Annotated in this window: 15 protein-coding genes and 1 pseudogene; 3 read left to right on the top strand and 13 right to left on the bottom strand. The window is 71.0% G+C overall.

Annotation, left to right across the window (positions count from 1 at the left end):
- Positions 1–43: 43 nt before the first annotated feature.
- From AW273_RS21460 to xylA, 5 genes are all read right to left on the bottom strand, one after another.
- Positions 44–406, bottom strand: a complete 363-nt coding sequence (locus tag AW273_RS21460) for a DUF742 domain-containing protein (RefSeq protein ID WP_062350724.1) — start codon at positions 404–406, stop codon at positions 44–46.
- Positions 403–2,265 (bottom strand): sensor histidine kinase, encoded by a 1,863-nt coding sequence (locus AW273_RS21465; protein WP_198168279.1) that lies wholly within the window; start codon positions 2,263–2,265, stop codon positions 403–405. The genes AW273_RS21460 and AW273_RS21465 overlap by 4 nt, the downstream gene beginning before the upstream one ends.
- 122 nt (positions 2,266–2,387) lie before the next feature.
- Entirely contained in the window at positions 2,388–3,065 is a 678-nt protein-coding gene (locus AW273_RS21470; RefSeq protein WP_062350730.1) for a DUF998 domain-containing protein, read from the bottom strand.
- 132 nt (positions 3,066–3,197) lie between these two features.
- Entirely contained in the window at positions 3,198–4,559 is a 1,362-nt protein-coding gene (xylB, locus tag AW273_RS21475; RefSeq protein ID WP_062350732.1) for a xylulokinase, read from the bottom strand.
- A complete protein-coding gene (gene xylA, locus AW273_RS21480) occupies positions 4,559–5,701 on the bottom strand; it encodes a xylose isomerase (RefSeq protein ID WP_030456334.1) in 1,143 nt (380 codons plus the stop codon). Before xylA ends, xylB begins: the two co-directional genes overlap by 1 nt.
- A 119-nt stretch (positions 5,702–5,820) precedes the next feature.
- Between xylA and AW273_RS21485 the strand changes: the two genes are divergently transcribed.
- Positions 5,821–7,023 (top strand): ROK family transcriptional regulator, encoded by a 1,203-nt coding sequence (locus AW273_RS21485; RefSeq protein ID WP_062350736.1) that lies wholly within the window; start codon positions 5,821–5,823, stop codon positions 7,021–7,023.
- Here AW273_RS21485 and AW273_RS21490 read toward each other — a convergent pair.
- Positions 6,992–7,204, bottom strand: a complete 213-nt coding sequence (locus tag AW273_RS21490; RefSeq protein WP_030456336.1) for a hypothetical protein — start codon at positions 7,202–7,204, stop codon at positions 6,992–6,994. The genes AW273_RS21485 and AW273_RS21490 overlap by 32 nt on opposite strands.
- Positions 7,205–7,302: 98 nt before the next feature.
- On the opposite strand from AW273_RS21490, the gene AW273_RS21495 reads away from it, so the two are divergent.
- Positions 7,303–7,806 (top strand): VOC family protein, encoded by a 504-nt coding sequence (locus AW273_RS21495; RefSeq protein ID WP_062350738.1) that lies wholly within the window; start codon positions 7,303–7,305, stop codon positions 7,804–7,806.
- Here the strand turns inward: AW273_RS21495 and AW273_RS38005 are convergent.
- The 6 genes and pseudogenes from AW273_RS38005 to AW273_RS21520 form a co-directional block, all read right to left on the bottom strand.
- On the bottom strand, positions 7,798–8,559 hold the full coding sequence (locus AW273_RS38005) for an aldo/keto reductase (protein WP_062351061.1): 762 nt from the start codon (positions 8,557–8,559) through the stop codon (positions 7,798–7,800). The genes AW273_RS21495 and AW273_RS38005 overlap by 9 nt on opposite strands.
- A gap of 42 nt (positions 8,560–8,601) precedes the next feature.
- A pseudogene (locus AW273_RS38010) lies at positions 8,602–9,006 on the bottom strand (GNAT family N-acetyltransferase); the annotation flags it as partial.
- A gap of 2 nt (positions 9,007–9,008) precedes the next feature.
- A complete protein-coding gene (locus AW273_RS21505) occupies positions 9,009–9,539 on the bottom strand; it encodes a DUF305 domain-containing protein (RefSeq protein WP_083949931.1) in 531 nt (176 codons plus the stop codon).
- A 60-nt stretch (positions 9,540–9,599) separates the two neighbouring features.
- On the bottom strand, positions 9,600–10,457 hold the full coding sequence (locus tag AW273_RS21510; protein ID WP_062350743.1) for a lytic polysaccharide monooxygenase: 858 nt from the start codon (positions 10,455–10,457) through the stop codon (positions 9,600–9,602).
- 198 nt (positions 10,458–10,655) lie between these two features.
- Positions 10,656–12,113, bottom strand: coding sequence for a ferredoxin reductase family protein (locus AW273_RS21515; RefSeq protein ID WP_083949933.1), 1,458 nt, complete (start codon positions 12,111–12,113; stop codon positions 10,656–10,658).
- Entirely contained in the window at positions 12,110–12,673 is a 564-nt protein-coding gene (locus AW273_RS21520; RefSeq protein ID WP_062350746.1) for a DUF305 domain-containing protein, read from the bottom strand. Before AW273_RS21520 ends, AW273_RS21515 begins: the two co-directional genes overlap by 4 nt.
- A 147-nt stretch (positions 12,674–12,820) precedes the next feature.
- Between AW273_RS21520 and AW273_RS21525 the strand changes: the two genes are divergently transcribed.
- On the top strand, positions 12,821–14,626 hold the full coding sequence (locus tag AW273_RS21525) for a sigma-70 family RNA polymerase sigma factor (protein ID WP_062350749.1): 1,806 nt from the start codon (positions 12,821–12,823) through the stop codon (positions 14,624–14,626).
- Here AW273_RS21525 and AW273_RS21530 read toward each other — a convergent pair.
- A complete protein-coding gene (locus AW273_RS21530; RefSeq protein WP_062350752.1) occupies positions 14,623–16,230 on the bottom strand; it encodes a TROVE domain-containing protein in 1,608 nt (535 codons plus the stop codon). The two genes, AW273_RS21525 and AW273_RS21530, sit on opposite strands and share 4 nt — an antisense overlap.
- Positions 16,231–16,556 lie beyond the last annotated feature (326 nt).

Consider the following 16,556-nt stretch of genomic DNA (forward strand, 5'->3'; position numbering starts at 1 on the left):
CGTCTTGTGCGGTGACCGACCTCACCGCACCTGTCATCAGACGCTAGAGCGCGCGCAGTCCGTTGATGACCTCGCGGAGAATGTTCTCCGCGGGGGGCTTCGCCGTGTTCGCGGGGCGGACCAGGATCAGGCCGTGGTCGAGCAGGTCGCCCAGCAGGATCCTGACCACGCCGAGAGGCAGGTCGGCGTCGGAGGCGACGTCGGCCACCTGGCGCGAGCGCGGGATGAGCGCCAGCAGCCGCCGGTGCTCCCGGCCGAGGTCGGCCCCCGCCTGGATCCTGGCGCCGGTGGCGGCGACCACCGACATGAGGTCGAGGGGCGCGTCTGTCGTGGCCCGGCCCCTGGTGAGCGCGTAGGACCGGACGACCGGTCCGTCGTCGACCCACTCCTCCGACGACGCGATCATGCGCGGACCCCTTCCAGCACCGGCTCCGGCGCGAACGCCGAGGACGGGATGAGCACAATGGCGGTGGTTCCGCCGAACGGCGACTGCCGCAGTTCCACACGTACTCCCAGTCGGGTGGCCAGCCGTCCGACGACGACCAGGCCGAGCCGGTCGGTGTCGGCCAGATCGAACTCCGGCGGGCTGGCCAGTCGTGAATTGATCTTTTCGAGCTCGGCCGGGCCGAGGCCCAGGCCCCGGTCCTCGATCTCGACCGCGAACCCCTTGGCGACCGTCTCGCCCCGGACCGAGACCTCGGCCTGCGGCGGCGAATAGGTCGTGGCGTTCTCGATGAGCTCGGCGAACAGGTGGATGTAGTCGGCGACGGAGGAGCCTTGGACGGCCACCTCCGGCATCGGGTAGATCCGTACCCTCGGGTAGTCCTCCACCTCGGCCACGGCGCCCTGGAGCATCTCCGCGACGGCCACCGCCTGCCGGTAGGTCCGGCCGGGGGTGCCGCCCGACAGGACGATCAGGCCTTCGGCGTGCCGCCGCATGCGGGTGGTCAGGTGGTCGAGCCGGAAGAGTTCTTCCAGAGTGCCCGGGTCCTCGGTACGGCGCTGCATACCGTCGAGCAGTTTGAGCTGCCGCTGGAGCAGCCCCTGGCTCCGCCGGGCGAGGTTGCGCAGCGCGAGGCCCACGCTCTCGCGCAGCCGGGCCTGGTCGACGGCCGCGTCTATGGCGGTGTGCTGCACGGCGCTGAAGGCGTGCGCGACGTCGGCGACCTCGCCCGTGGTCCCCGGCGGTTCCAGCGGGGGCGCCTCGGCGGCCACGTCGACCTTGTCGCCGCGCCGCAGGCGCTCCACCACCCGGGGCAGCCGGACCTCGGCCAGTTGCCGTGCCGCGTTGCGCAGCGCGGCGAGTTCCCGGGTCAGGGCGCGCCCGAGGCGTACCGACACGACGAGGGTCAGCACGACGGCGACCAGCCCGAGCAGCCCGGCGACGCCGGCGCGAACGAACGTGCTCACCGCCACCGGTTCGGCCCGCACCGACAACCGCTGCTCGCTCGACAGGAGGGCGTCGCGGAAGGCCTTCTCGGTGGCGTCGACGGCCCGGCGCCACGCCGTGTGGCTGACCGGCGCGGCGCTCACGAGCCGCGTCTCCAGCCGGATGTACGACCGGTAGGCGTCGGAGACCAGCATGTCCTCGAACGGCTTGCGCAGTTCGGGGTCGAGCTCCTTCATGCCCTGGAGGAACAGGAAGTCGCGGGTGCCGGAGTAGCGGATGAAGGCCCGGCTCTCCTCGACGCTGAACGGCCGGTCGTTGATGAGCACGCCGGCGCCCAGGGCGCTCTCGCGGGCCAGGAAGTCCTTGGCGAACGACAACAGGCCCAGGCTGCGCGACTGCTGGTAGAGCGGCACGTCGTTGTTGAGCTTGATGGTGTGGTCGAGCGCCTGCATCGCGGTCGGCAGCAGGCCGAACCGCTCGCCGAGGGCGGTCAGCCCGACCGCCTTGGTGTCGATGTCGTTGCGCAGGTCGTCGAGTTCGTCGACGGCCGCCATGACGTCGCTGAAGCGCCCGGCCGTGGCCGGGGTGAGCGCGTCCTGCACGTCGGGGGTGGCCGCCAGGCGGCGCAGGTTCTTGCGGGCCTGGTCGGTGACCAGGCGCTGTTCCACCAGGGAGTCGAAGGCGTCACGGGTGCCGGTGGCGGCGTACTCGGCCGACAGCAGGTGCTCCCGCTGGAGGGCGAGCACGAGGGTGTCGCCGGGGCGGCCGAGGCCCTCGTAGAGGCGTTCCACCTTGAGCAGGTCGAGCGATTCTCCGGTCGTGATGACCGCCGCGAAACCCCAGAGGCCCACCAGGGAGACCAGTGGAATGATCAACAGCGTGGAAATCTTGAACCGGATGGATCTGCTCGAAGCCATGGCACCTCATCGGCCGTACGTAGCCGATGAGGTTAGCAGTTTGCCCCGGTTTGATTCATTCGTGGATCACGATTGTCTGATCACGCGGCGTGAGCGTGCGGGCTCACGGCCTCGGACGTGGCGTTTTGGGTCGGCTCGGCAACGGGCTGACGGACGACTCCCGGAACTGTAGTGATCACGGTCATGAGCCCGACTCGCAGAAGCTGCCAGGCGATCGAGGCCACCAGCATGAACTCGACGACCAGCAGACCACGCTCGGCCGCGCCGATCAGCATGCCCCGGCCGGGCAGCGCCGCGTAGGTGACGGCGGCCAGGCCGAGACCCGCCAGCAGGGTCAGCCATTCGAGCGTGCGGGCCACCGGCCGCCACTCGTCGTGGTCGCCGAACCGGCCGGCGAGTTGCGCGGTCGCGACGGGCAGCGCCAGGAACGCGACCGCCACGAGGTAGTCCTGCGCGCGTGCCCACGGGATCACGGCGACGCCGAGCAGGGTGAGGGACCAGAGGAGGATCAACCGCTCGGGCCAGCCGTCGATCGGCGCCGCGGCGGCCTTCAGCCCGGCGAGCAGGGCCAGGGAGGCCAGGCCCAGCATCGCGAGGGCGAACTCGGTCAGCACGCCGCGCTCCTGGGCGGCGTACTCGCTGATCGACAGCGCGACCGGGTCGAGGTGGGGGGAGGGATCAAGCTGACCGGCCACGACGGCGGCCATCGCGAGCACCAGACCGGAGATCGCGATCACGGGAGAGAGCCTCTTGACCATACTTCGAGAGTGCCTCTTCGGCCGCCGGATATGCATCCGGTTAAGACCCCATTCGCCCCTGATGCATTCCCCCTAGGGGAGCTCAGGGTCGCCCCAGGGCCGGGGGTGGGCCCAGGCCCACCCCCGGCGGGGTCACGCCGCGGCTTCTCTGTACCGGTCGCGCAGGCCCGGAATGGGGTCGCCCTCGAAGACGGTGACCTCACCGGAGGCCCACTCCGGCGGCTCCTCGCCACCGGCGAGCAACCAGGCGGCCTGGCGGGCGGCGCCGTCGGCGACGTACTCCCCGGGCGGGGGCACGTGCACCGGCACGCCGAACACGCTCGGCGCAATGGTGCGCACGGCCTCCGAGCGCGCGCCGCCCCCGATCAGCAGCACCCGGTTGGGCGCCAGGCCGAGGGCGTCGAGCGCGTCCGCGAGACCGCAGAGCATGCCCTCGACGGCCGCGCGGGCGAAGTGCCCCGGCGTCGCGTTGGCCAGCCGCAGCCCGTGGAAGGAGCCGGTCGCGTCGGGCCGGTTCGGGGTGCGCTCGCCCTCCAGGTACGGCACCAGCGTCAGCCCTCCGGCCCCGGGAGGCGCCCCCAGGGCCAGATCGCTGAGCTCGGCCGGACCGACGCCCAGAACCCTGCCGACCGCGTCGAGCGTGCGGGCGGCGTTCATGGTGGCGACGAGCGGCAGGAACCGGCCGGTGGCGTCGGCGAAACCGGCGACGCCTCCGGAGGAGTCCGCCGACGCGTGCTCGGCGACGGCGAAGGCCGTGCCGGACGTGCCGATGGAGACGATCACGTCGCCGGGGTGGGCGCCGACGCCGAGGGCGGCGGCCATGTTGTCACCGGTGCCGGGCGCGAGCCGGGCCTGGTTGTACGTCCCGGCCTGCTCCTTCGGCCCGAGGACCGTGGCGACCTGCGGAACGTGGCCGATGGCCAGCTTCAGCAGGTCGAGCCGGTAGGCCCCGGTGGCCGGGGACCAGTAGCCGGTCCCCGACGCCTCCCCGCGGTCGGTGGTGACGGTCGCGGGGGTGCCGCCGAGCTTCCAGGTCAGCCAGTCGTGCGGGAGGCAGACCGACGCGGTGCGCGCGGCGTTCTCCGGCTCGTGCTGGGCCAGCCAGCGCAGCTTGGTGACGGTGAACGACGCGACGGGCACGCTGCCCACCGCTTCCGCCCACTTCTCCGGGCCGCCCAGCTCCGCGATCAGGTCGCGGGCCGCCTGGGCCGACCGGGTGTCGTTCCACAGCAGCGCCGGACGGACCACCTCGCCGTTCTCGTCGAGGCAGACCATGCCGTGCTGCTGGCCGCCCACCGAGACCGCCGCGACGTCGTCGAGGCCGCCCGCCTGGGCGATGGCCTCCTGCAACGCCGTCCACCAGTGGCTCGGGTGGACCTCGGTGCCGTCGGGGTGCTTGGCCCGGCCTTCGCGGACCAGCGCGCCGGTCTCGGCGTCGCGCACCACGACCTTGCAACTCTGGGTCGACGAGTCGACCCCCGCGACGAGTGTCATTACCGCACGCCGAGCAGGTGCTCGAGGGCGAGCTGCGACAGGCGGGTGAAGTGGAAGCCCTGGGCCGCCACGCCGTCGAGGTCGAACTCGTCGTTCAGCAGGTCCTGGAGGGTCTCGCCCTCGCCGAGGGTGCGGGCGCCCAGCTCGTCGACCTTGCTGGCGGCCAGCGCCTCCTGGACCTCCGGGTCGGCCCGGTAGGCCTTGGCCTTCTCCTTGAGGATCAGGTAGGTGCGCATGTTCGCCGCGACCGAGTCCCAGGCGTCCTGCTTGTCGTCGGTCCGGACCGGCTTGTAGTCGAAGTGGCGGGGGCCCTCGTAGCCGCCGTGCTCCAGCAGGTCGACCAGGAAGAACGCGTTCTGCACGTCGCCGTGACCGAAGATGAGGTCCTGGTCGTACTTGATGCCGCGCTGCCCGTTGAGGTCGAGGTGGAACAGCTTGCCGTGCCACAGCGCCTGCGAGATGGCGTGGAAGTAGTTCAGGCCGGCCATCTGCTCGTGACCGGTCTCGGGGTTGAGGCCGACCATCTCGGGGTGCTCAAGCTCGTTGATGAACGCCAGCGCGTGGCCCACGGTCGGGAGCAGGATGTCGCCGCGGGGCTCGTTCGGCTTGGGCTCGATCGCGAAGCGGATGTCGTAGCCCTTGTCGATGACGTACTGGCTCAGGATGTCCATGGCCTCCTTGTAACGGGAGAGCGCGGCGCGGATGTCCTTGGCGGCGTCGGACTCGGAGCCCTCGCGGCCACCCCAGCAGACGTAGGTCTTGGCGCCCAGCTCGGCCGCGAGGTCGAGGTTGCGGATCACCTTGCGGATGGCGTAACGGCGGATCTCGCGGTTGTTGCTGGTGAAGCCGCCGTCCTTGAACACCGGGTGGGTGAACAGGTTGGTGGTCGCCATGGGCACCTTGAGACCGGTGTCGGCCAGGGCCTTCTTGAAGTTCTCGATCGCCCTGTCACGGTCGGGCTCCACGGCGAGCAGGTCGTCGTCGTGGAAGGTCACGCCATAGGCCCCGAGCTCGGCCAGTTTGTGCACGGTCTCGACCGGGTCGAGCGGGGCACGGGTCGCGTCACCGAACTGGTCGCGCGCCTGCCAGCCGACGGTCCACAGGCCGAATGTGAATTTGTCCTCGGGTGAGGGGGTGTACACGGGGCGCCTCCGAATTAGTCTATGTTGTGGACTAAATATGGAACGGGGACTCGTGCCGGTCAAGTAGGCGTGTCTAGGATTTCGTCCAGATTTCTGGACCGGCAGTCAGGAAGGTGCGAATGGCCCAGGCCGTACGGCACGACGCGATGCGGGCGCGCAACCTCTCCCTCGTCCTGCGGGAGGTCCGGACGCATGGCTCGCTCACGCGCGCGTCCCTGGCCGAGGTCACCGGACTGACCAAGACGACCGTGTCGAAGCTGGTGGGAGACCTGCTCGACGCCGGGCTCGTGGTGGAGGCCGGCGCCGTCAGGGCCGGCGAGCGCGGTCGTCCCGGGGTCGAGGTGCGGGTCAGCGGAGACCGCGTCGCGGCCCTCGGCCTGGAGCTCAACGTCGACTATCTGGCGGTCAGGGTCGTCGATCTCGCCCGCCGGGTCAGGCTCCGGCTTACCCAGACGGTCGACAACCGCCTGTCAGAACCGCTCGACGTCATCGGCGACCTCCGGCGCCTGGCGCTGTCGGCGCTCGCCCAGGCCGAGGGCACCGGGCTGCGGGTCGTCGGCGCCGGTCTCGCCGTGCCCGGCCCGGTCGACGTCGAGTCGGGCGAGATCCACAACGCCCCCAACCTCGGCTGGCGGAACGTGCCCGTCGGGGCCGCCCTCGACCTCGGGGTGCCGATCAGGGTGGAGAACGAGGCCAACCTGGCCGCCCTCGGCGAGCTCTGGTTCGGCGTCGGCCGGGCCGACTTCCTCTACGTCTCGGGCGAGATCGGCATCGGCGCCGGCCTGGTCGTCAACGGCGCCCTGTTCCGGGGCGCGCGCGGCTTCGCCGGCGAGCTCGGCCACGTGGTCGTGACCCCGGAGGGCCCGCAGTGCCGCTGCGGCGCCAGAGGTTGCCTGGAGCAGTATGCCGGCCAGGACGCCTTCTTCGACGCGCTCGGCGACCGCGGCCCCTATGCCCACGGCATCGACGCCATCGTCGCCCGGCTCGAACACGGCGACCCCGCCACCCTGGCGGCCTGCGACAAGGCGGGCTGGGCGCTCGGGGTGGCGCTGTCGTCGGCGATCAACCTGGTCGACCCGCACACGATCGTCTTGGGCGGCATCTACGCCCCCCTGTTCCCGTGGATCGGCGGGGTGGTCGCCGAGACGATGGGCGGACGCCTCGCCCAACTGCGCGCCCAGGCCCCGCCGGTCGAGGTCTCCCGGCTCGGTTCGGAGGCGGCGGCGCTCGGCGCGGCCGGTCAGGTGCTGGAGACCGTCGTCGCCGACCCGGCCGCGCTCTCGGAGCGCCTCACAGACCGGAGGGATCCCGCCCCACGCTGATCTGCTCGGCGATCCTGCGCACCTCGTCGCCCGACAACCTGGGCGCCGGAGGGAGGTTGCGCAGCAGCGCCGCCACCACGTCGTCGACCGCGGCTCCGGCATGGTCGCGCGCGACCTCGTGGACCGCCTGGAACAACATCTGGTTCTCCGCGCGCTCCCGCGCCACGCGGTCGACGATCATCGTTCACGTCCCCCTTAGAAATGGCCGCCGACCACCCTAGGACCTCGGACCGACAGTTTCCCGGGAACAAGCTGAGATCCCCGGTTGCTGCTGGAGGCATGCCGGTTCAGCGACTCAACCACGCCGTGTTGTACGTCCGCGACGTCGCACGCAGCGTCGACTTCTACGAGAAGGCCCTCGGGTTCCGAGTGGTCATGGGCTTCCCCGGAGCCGCGTTCCTGCAGGCGGAAGGGTCGTCCAACGACCACGACCTCGGCCTGTTCGAGGTGGGCGCCGACGCGGGCCCCACCACCGCCGGGCGCGGCGCGGTCGGGCTCTACCACCTGGCGTGGGAGGTCGACACGCTGGCCGAGCTCGAACGCATTCAGGTGCGCCTGCTCGAACTCGGCGCGCTCGTCGGCGCCTCCGACCACTCGACCACCAAGGCCCTCTACGCCAAGGACCCCGACGGGCTGGAGTTCGAGGTGTCGTGGCTGGTCCCGGCCGACCTGATCACCGAGGCGATCGCGGGCGGGAAGGCGTCGGTCCGGCCGCTCGACCTGGCGAAGGAGATCGAGCGCTTCGGCGCGACGACACCGGGCGGCATCGGGGTGTCACGCTAGCCTCGCGCGCTGGGCCTGGGTGAGCCGGATCGCCCCGGCCGCGACGTTCTCCTCCAGGTGCGCGATCTTCGACGTGCCGGGGATCGGGAGGATGACCGGCGAGCGGGCCAGCAACCAGGCGAGACCGAGCTGCGCCGGGGTCGCGCCGAACTCGGCCGCGAGCCCGCCGACCGCGGGAAGCACCGGCCGCCACGGCAGGAAGGCGATGCCGGCCGCCTCGCAGGCGTCCAGAACGGCCTCGTGCTCGCGGTCGAGCAGGTTGTAGCGGTTCTGCACGCTCGCCACCTCGGCGATCCCGCGCGCCTCGGCGAGTTGCTCGACGGTGACCTCGGAGAGCCCGATGTGGCCGATCTTGCCCTGTTCCTTCAGATCGGCGAGCGTGCCGACCTGGTCGGCGAGCGGCACCTCCGGGTCGACCCGGTGAAGCTGGAGCAGGTCCAGCCGTTCCATGCGCAACCGCTTGAGCGCGGCCTCGACCTGGGCGCGCAGCACCTCCGGGCGGCCGTCCAGCCGGCCCGGCCGCGCGACGCCCACCTTGGTGGTCACCAGCAGTTCTTTCCTGTACGGCCACAACGTGCGGGCCAGCAACTCCTCGTTGGCGCCCCAGCCGTAGAGGTACGCGGTGTCGATGAGCGTGACGCCGAGGTCGACCGCGCGCCTGACCACGTCGCCGTCGTCCGGCGAGAGGTGCATCGCGCCGAAGCCGAGGCGGCGCACCCTGAGCTCGCCGCCGATCAGGAACTCGTCGTCCAGGCCGCGCCAGAACGAGGTCTCGCCCGTCCGGACGAACCCGGCCCGCCGCAGCACCCGGCGTGAGCCCCGGTTCTCCACGTCGGCGACGGCTCTCAGGCTGCGCAGGCCGTAGCCCTTGGCACGGTCGCAGAGCTCCCGGAGCGCGGCGGTGGCCACGCCTTTCCCGGTCGCCTTCTCGGCCAGGCGGAAGCCCACCTCGGCGGTGCCGTTCTCCAGGTCGTACAGGTTGAAGCGGCCGAGGATCTCGCCGTCGTCGGCGACCAGGACGTGGAAGCGCAACCGGCCCTGCGCCTGCTCGTCGAGCACGGCCTGGTGGTGGCCGGGGAACGTGGTGAAGTAGTCGTCGCCGCGGTCTTCGACGGTGCGGGCGAAGAAGGCGCGGTTGTCGGTCTCGAAGGTCAGGAGCCGATCGGCGTGGTCGGGGCGCAGCGGTTGGAGTTCCGGCATGCCTACGAGTCAAGCAGGTCCAGCATGTAGGTGATCTGCGCCGACCGGGCGACGTCGATCCGCTCGGCCAGGTCGAGCGCTTCCGGGTTGGCGCCGCTGCCCTTCTCGTACCGGGCGAACTGGATCGCGTCGTCCTGGTGGGCGATGAGGGCGTTCAGCAGTTCGCGGGAGAAGTCGGCGTCGGCGGTCTTCCGCAGGCGGGCCAGGTCCTTCTTCGCGTCGATCGCGGTGCCGCCGTGGGCGTGGTGGGCCTCCTGGTCCATGGTCAGCGGCTGTTCCCACTGGAGGAGCCAGGTGGTCATCGTGCTCGTCTCGGTCTCCTGGGTCGCCCGCATCGCCGCGGCGAGCTGCTCGACCTTCTGGGGCAGCTCACGGCTCTCGGCCAGCTTCGCCAGCTCGTGGCCCTGCTTGTTGTGCGCGACCATCATCTGCAGGAACATGACGTCGGCCGCGTTGACCGGTGTTTCCTCCGGTACGCCGGGCGGGGCGCAGGCCGTACAGGCAAAGAAGAGAACGATGAGCAGCCGGCGCATGCCCGCCTCCTTCGACGGCGGGCCGCGCCCGTCGGACGCGGCCCGCGTTCACTCACGGGGTCAGACGCGCAGCCAAAGAGCGGGCACGTTCGGGGGCTCCCAGCCGACGAGCGAGGTGTGCGGCTGGCGGCACTCGTAGGTCAGACCGCCGTAGGTCACCCGGTTGCCGGTCTGGTAGGCCACACCCGGCGCCCAGGTGCCGCCCGGGTTCTGGGTCGGGGTGACGGTCGGGGTGGGGGTGGGCGTCCGCGTCGGGGTGACGGTCGGCGTGGGCGTCGGGGTGGGGTTGCCGCCGCCGAAGACCACGTCGGAGCAGGTGTAGAACGCCTCGTTGGAGCCGACCACACGCTGCCAGATGGAGTAGAGGATGTGGCGGCCGGTCCGCTGCGGGATGTTGATGGTCCAGTTGGTGAACGTGGTCGGGTTGAAGTTGTTGAACGTCTGGATGTGCACCAGGTCCGACCACTTCAACGGCATCGACGGGTTCCAGCCCTCGCGGGTGATGTAGAACTCGAAGTTGCTGTTCGAGTGCGGCGCGGTGGCGTGGTAGGTGATGGTGCGCGGCCCCGCCGAGAACGGCGTGGCCGGCCAGTCGGTGCGCTGGAGGTCCAGGCCCCGGTACTTGTCACGGCCCGCGCTGCACAACTTCCCGTCGGGGATGAGCTGGCGGTGTCGTCCACCCGCTTCGAGCAGGCTGACCTCGTTCCAGTCGTAGAAGGCCTGGGTGCCGCCCGCCGCGACGGCCGCGGCGCAGGCGGCCGAGTCGGGCGACTCGGGGCCCTCGTTCTTGCACTGGTAGACCCGGCTCGGGGGGTTCGACATGGTGCCGTGGGCGCTGGCCGGCGCGGACGGCAGGACTACGAGCAGCGAGCCGGCCATCAGACCGGCGGCGGCTGCTGCCACCTTGTTACGTAACACCTGGCTCTCCTCCGTGGAGCTCCGTGGAGCGGATACGCGAACTCCGGCCACCTCAGGAGGAGAGCCGGAGCCCATGGCGGAAGGATCAGCGGGGGAACGCGGGGTGACGGCCGCGAACTTGAGCTTTCTATAAAGAAACCTTCCTAAGAGAAGGATCACCCAGACTTCCTGACTCCGCAAGTCATCTGAGGACATCGTCTAGAAGTCGAAGTTCTCCAGGTGGATCTGCCGCTTCGGCACACCCGCCCGCCGCAATGCGTGCAACGCCTTCCGCGTCATCCCGCGCGGCCCGCACACGAACACGTCGTGGTCCGCCAGATCGGGGATCGCGCGTGACAACGAACGGCCCGTCAGCGGGACCGTCAGGTCCTCGTTCACCGTGTAGTGCACCCGCGCTCCCCGTGCCGCCGCGATGGCGTCGAGTTCCCCCCGCAGCACCAGGTCCTCGACCGTGCGGGCCAGGTAGAGCAGCGTCACCTGGCCGGGCATCGACTCGAACAGCGCCCGCAGCGGGCTGATGCCCACGCCGCCCGCGATCAGCAGGATCCGGCTGGAGCGGCTCCGGGCGGCGGTCAGCGCGCCGTAGGGGCCCTCGGCCCAGACGCGGGTGCCGGGGGTCAGGGAGAACAGGGCCCGGCTGTGGGCGCCGGCCGCTTTCACGGTGATGCGCAGGTGCCGGCCGCTGGGCACCGCCGACAACGAATAGGGGTTGGCCGCCCACCACATGCCCTCGGTCAGGAAGCGCCAGCGGAAGAACTGGCCGGGCTCGGCGCCCAACCGGGCCAGGTCGTCGCCCGCGATGTAGACCGAGACCACGTCGTCCGACTCGCGGCGGAGGCCGGCCACCCTCAGGCGGTGCCGCCGGGATCGCATCACCGGGACGGCGAAGCGGTGCCACAGGAGGAGCGCGGCCACGCCCAGGTAGAGGCCCCGCCACGCCCACGCGCCGACGCCTCCGAAGGACGGCCCGGTGAGCTGGTGGGCGAAGCCCAGATAGATGGCCAGGTAGGTGAGGAAGTGGGCGTGGTGCCAGGCCTCGTATGACATCCGCGACCGGATCGCGCGGGCCGAGATCAGGCCCACGGCCAGCAGCAGCGCCAGGGAGACGGTCGCTTCGAGGATCCCGGGGCCGTACAGGACGAGACCGAACGTGCCCTCCCACACGCCCGACCCGACCGCGCGGGCGGCCATGGCGAAGACCATGTGCGCGACCGACAACGCCAGGGTGCCGCGGCCGCCCAGGGCGTGCCAGCGGGAGAGGCGGTCGGAGCCGATCGTCCGGTCGAGGTAGGGGATGCGGGCCATGAGGGCCACCAGGATCGCCGCGCCGTAGCCGGCCAGGAGGCCGGTCAGGCGGCCGAGCCAGGCCAGGCCGTCGGCGGTGGAGGCCACGTCCGGCAGGTCGGCCCAGCAGCCGGCGGTGGCCACCGCGGCGCCGGTCCAGAGCAGGCCCGCCACGAAGCCGCCCGGACGACGCCGGAGAGCGGGCTTCCGCGGGGCGGCGTCGGGCGGGCTGCCGGGTGTGCGTGAGCGGCGGCCGCCGGCACGGGCCCGGCCGGAGGGGCGACGGCCGGTGGCCGGGCCTTCGTCGTCGAGGAGCGACACCCAGCGGGCTTCCGACGGGGGGCGGAGCAGGGACTCCCAGTGGGTCGTCATCTCAGGTCGGCCAGCGTCGCTTCGCGGGCGGCCGAGAGGGTCTTGGCGTACTGCTTCGTCGCCTCGTTCGCGCCGGATGTCTGTTCGCCTTTCGCGACCAGCAGGGACTGGGTCAGGAAGTCCTTCAGGTGTTTCCGGAACAGCTTGTCGAACGGCTCCGCGTTGAGACGTTGCGCTATCAACAGGTCGCTCTTCGTCACCATACCGGGCATGTCATGACCCTCGTGGACGTTTGTCGGCGGAAGCCCCGCTTCACGCAACAACCCACGTAGCCCCGCAAGTTGCTGCTGCTGTTGGGCCGCGACCTGGGACGCCAGCGCCAGCACCGACGGGTTCGCCGTGCGTTCAGGCGCCAGGTCCGTCAGTGCCAGCACCGACTCGGTCATGGGGATCTCAAGCTGGATCCAGGCCACGTCCGTCGGGTTGAACGCGGCCGAGGGCTTCGCCACCACAGAGGGCCGCGCCGCCGCCGCGGGACCAGGAACCTGCGGGGCGGCGCAGCCCGACACCAGGAGGGCCGCGAGCGCGACCGCCCAGGGTGCGCCGGTTGTCAGTCGCACTTCACGTACCTCCCAGGTCTCTCCTGTTACCGGAGACCCGCAGGTCACGGCAGAACAACAAAAATCCCCCGAAAAGGTCAGTAGATTTTCGTAACCCCGGCCCCGCCACGGGGTCTCCGAAGCACGGCCCTCAGAAGGGGATGCAGCATGCCAGCGAGGAGCGGACCCGACACGGCGATGGTCGCGGCGGCACGCGACGGGGATCAGGCTGCCCTCGACCGCCTGGTCGCCGACTCGTTGCCGCTGGTCTACAACATCGTCGGCCGGGCGCTGAACGGGCACAACGACACCGACGACGTCGTCCAGGAGACCCTGATCCGGATGGTCCGCGGGCTGCCGGGGCTGCGCGACCTCGACGCCTACCGGTCATGGCTGGTGGCCATCGCGGTGCGGCAGGTACGCGACCACGAAGCCGAGAAGCGCACCGCCCAGCACCGCCGGACCGATCTCGACACGGCGACCGAGGTGGCCGACCCCGCGTCCGACTTCGCCGGGCTGACCATCCTCCAACTCGGGCTGACCGACCAGCGGCGCGAGGTCGCCGAGGCGACCCGCTGGCTCGACCCCGACGACCGGGCGCTGTTGTCGTTGTGGTGGCTGGAGGAGACCGGGGAGCTCGGGCGGGCCGACCTGGCGTCGTCGCTCGGGTTGTCGGCCAAGCACGCGGCCGTGCGGGTGCAGCGCATGAAGGAGCAGATCCAGATCGCGCAGTCGGTCGTGCGCTGCCTGAACGCGCAGGCCCAGTGCCCCGAACTGCGGGGCATGTTCCTGGGCTGGGACGGGGTGCCCTCGCCCTTGTGGCGCAAACGGTTCGCCCGGCACATCCGGGGGTGTACGTTCTGCGGCCGCCGCACCCAGGGCATGGTCCCCCTGGAGCGGCTGCTGCTCGGGCTGCCCCTGGTGGCGGTGCCGGCCGGGTTCATGCTGACCAAGCTCGTGCCGGTCACGGTCAAGGCGACGGCCGTGGCGGCCAAGAACGTCTGGATCCCCCTCACGGCCGCGGGCGCGGCGGCGGTGACGGCCGGGGTGTTCGTCCTGCAACCCTGGACGAGCGCCGCGCCGCCGAAACCCATCGCCGTTCCACCACCCATGGTGGTCACCGAGAGCGCGTCGCCGGCGAAGACGCCCGCCCGCGAGACGAGCCCGAGCCCGTCGCCGAAACCGTCGAAGAAGCCCTCGCCCAAACCGTCGAAGAGCCCCGAGCCGCCCGCCGCCCCCGCCGTGAAGAAGGGCGTCGGGGTGTGGCCGATGAACGGGGTCAGCAACTCCCTGGCCAAGTCGGGGGCACGCTGGTACTACACCTGGGCGACCCACCAGAACGGCGTGCGGACCCCGCGGAACGTGGAGTTCGTCCCGATGATCTGGGGCGCCGACAGCGTCACGCCGCAGGCGCTGGCGGAGGCCAGGAAGGCGGGGCCGTACCTGCTGAGCTTCAACGAGCCCGACCTGGCCCAGCAGTCGAACATGACCGTCGAACGCGCGCTGGAGTTGTGGCCGCGACTGGAGAAGGCCGGGAAGATCCTCGGCTCCCCCGGCGTGGCCTTCGGCGGCGACACCCCCGGCGGCTGGCTCGACCGCTTCATGAAGGGCGCCAAGGAGAGGGGCTACCGCGTCGACTTCGTCACCCTGCACTGGTACGGCGGCGACTTCCGCGCCGCCGCCGCGACGCAGCAGCTCAAGAGCTATCTCCAGAACGTCTGGCAGCGCTACGGGAAGCCGATCTGGCTGACCGAGTACGCCCTGATCGACTTCTCCGACGGCGCCCGCTACGCCTCGGACGCCGAACAGGCCGCCTTCCTCGCCGCCTCGTCGAAGATGCTCGCGTCACTGCCCTATGTGCAGCGGTACGCGTGGTTCGGCCTCCCCGCCAAGGAGGCCGAACCCAACAGCGGTCTGTTCACCGAGGACGGCGTCGCGACCCGGGCCGGCAAGGCGTTCCAGCAGGCCCGCTAGCGCACGAAGCCGTTCACGATCAGCGGCAGCGACGCGTCGAGGCCGGCCACGTTGAGCGCGTTCGGGTCGTCGTGGTCGACGATCGAGTAGCCGGCCGCCGTCATGGCGGCCACGACCACCCGGGCGTCGCGGTTGACCGTCTTGCGATAGCGCGCCAGCGCGTCGGCCGGCGCGCCCCGGCCCGCCCACGTCTCGTTGTCGGTGAAGACGACGACGCCGTCCACGTTCATGCGCTCGCCGAGCAGGTGCTTGAACGGCAGCGACAGGTCGGTGCCGCCGCCCGACGCCCGCCACTTGGCGATGTCGCGGAGGTTGGTCCGCGCGGTCACCTTCGAGGCGTGCACCTTCGTGTCGACCTCGATGGCGTGCACGTTGCCCTTCTCGATGCGCGCCAGCATGACCGCCATGGCCGAGCCGACCTCGTAGGGCGTGCCGACGGGCGAGCCGCCGACCACACACTGCGCGTACGTCATCGAGCCCGACGAGTCGACCGCGAGCAGCAACCTCTTGCCGGTGGGCTCGACGAAGCCGAACGACTTCTCGTACGCCTCCTCCAGCGCGTCGAGGATCGCCGGGACCGGCGTCCACGTCGCGCCATTGCGGCCCTGGCCCGAGGCGTAGACGCGCATCGCCAGCCACACGTCCAGCGGGTGGATGCGCGCCTTTCGGAGCTGGTGGAAGGCGGTGAGCCGGGCGACCGCGCGCCGGGTGGCGTCGCCAAGCGGCACGAGCGTGCCGACGCGGGTCATCCGGGCGAGGTTGCGCAGCAGCGCGGTCAGGCCGATGGTGTCGACGAGGTGGTCCCAGACCTTCGGCTCGGTCAGCATCGCGTCGGGCAGGAACTCCCACGGCACGTCGAGCCGGGTCGCCTCCTCGACCGTGGTGACGGCCTTGGCGGTGAGGAACCGGTCGACCGAGGGCAGCGCCGCGCGGGCCGCGTCGTCGTCCACGTTGCCGGCGATCCAGCCGAACAGCACCTTGCGCTGGTCGGTGTCGCCCGCCGGGTGGGCCATCCGCAACACGTCGCGCAGCGCGAACGACTCACCCGACGGGGTCCTGCGCTGACCGGCCTTGCAGACCTTGAACGCCACGTCGTCGGCCTCGCCCTGCAGGAACCAGGAGCCGAGTGCCGACCGCAACGAGCGGCCCATCACGGGGGCGGTGCCCCGCGAGGTCCGCTTGCCGCCGAGGTTCTTGTAGTAGCCGAAGAAGGTCGCGAGGTGGTCGGTGGTGCGGGCGACCTTGGGCAGCGCCGACTTGGCGGCCCGGCGGGTCGCCTCGTCACCGCGCGCGTACGCCGCCGCGAGGGCGAACAGGGCGGGCCGGTTCTTGGGGGCGCGGGGCGGCCGGGCGGTGGAGATCTCGGTGAGCATCTCGACCACGCGCGGGCCGTCGGTGTGCAGCGCCTTGTAGAGGACGCCGACGTTGATCTCGGTCAGCTTGCCGCCGTCGACGTAGTAGGTGCCGCCGGTCGTGCCGAGAATCAGGAAGTCCTCGACCCGCTGCCACAGGTCCTTCTCGTACACGACGCCGCCGGCGGCGTCGCGCACCTTCTTCGCGCCGATCTCGGAGACGTCGGCGAGGGGGTCACGAATGTCGTTCACGACGATTCCTCCGTAATGAAAAGGGGACGGATATGGGTGCGCCGACCGATGTCGCGGTGCTCTGCCATTTGAGCTAGAGCTCGATTTCTCGAACCCGCGGGATTCGAACCCGCAACCGCCGCGTTAGAGGTAACCGACCGACTTCGACCCGTCCCGCGCCGGCCCGGGAATGGCGCGGATATGGCATGTCAACCGGTATAAGCGCTCTGGCCGCTGAGCTACCGGGGCAGGTGGCTCCCCGGGCGGGATTCGAACCCGCGACCTCTCGATCCGAAGTCGATAACCGATTGTCTTCGACCCGCGCCATTCGCGAACCGACGTTAAAG

Source organism: Herbidospora yilanensis (genome assembly GCF_001570565.1).
GTDB lineage: Bacteria > Actinomycetota > Actinomycetes > Streptosporangiales > Streptosporangiaceae > Herbidospora > Herbidospora yilanensis.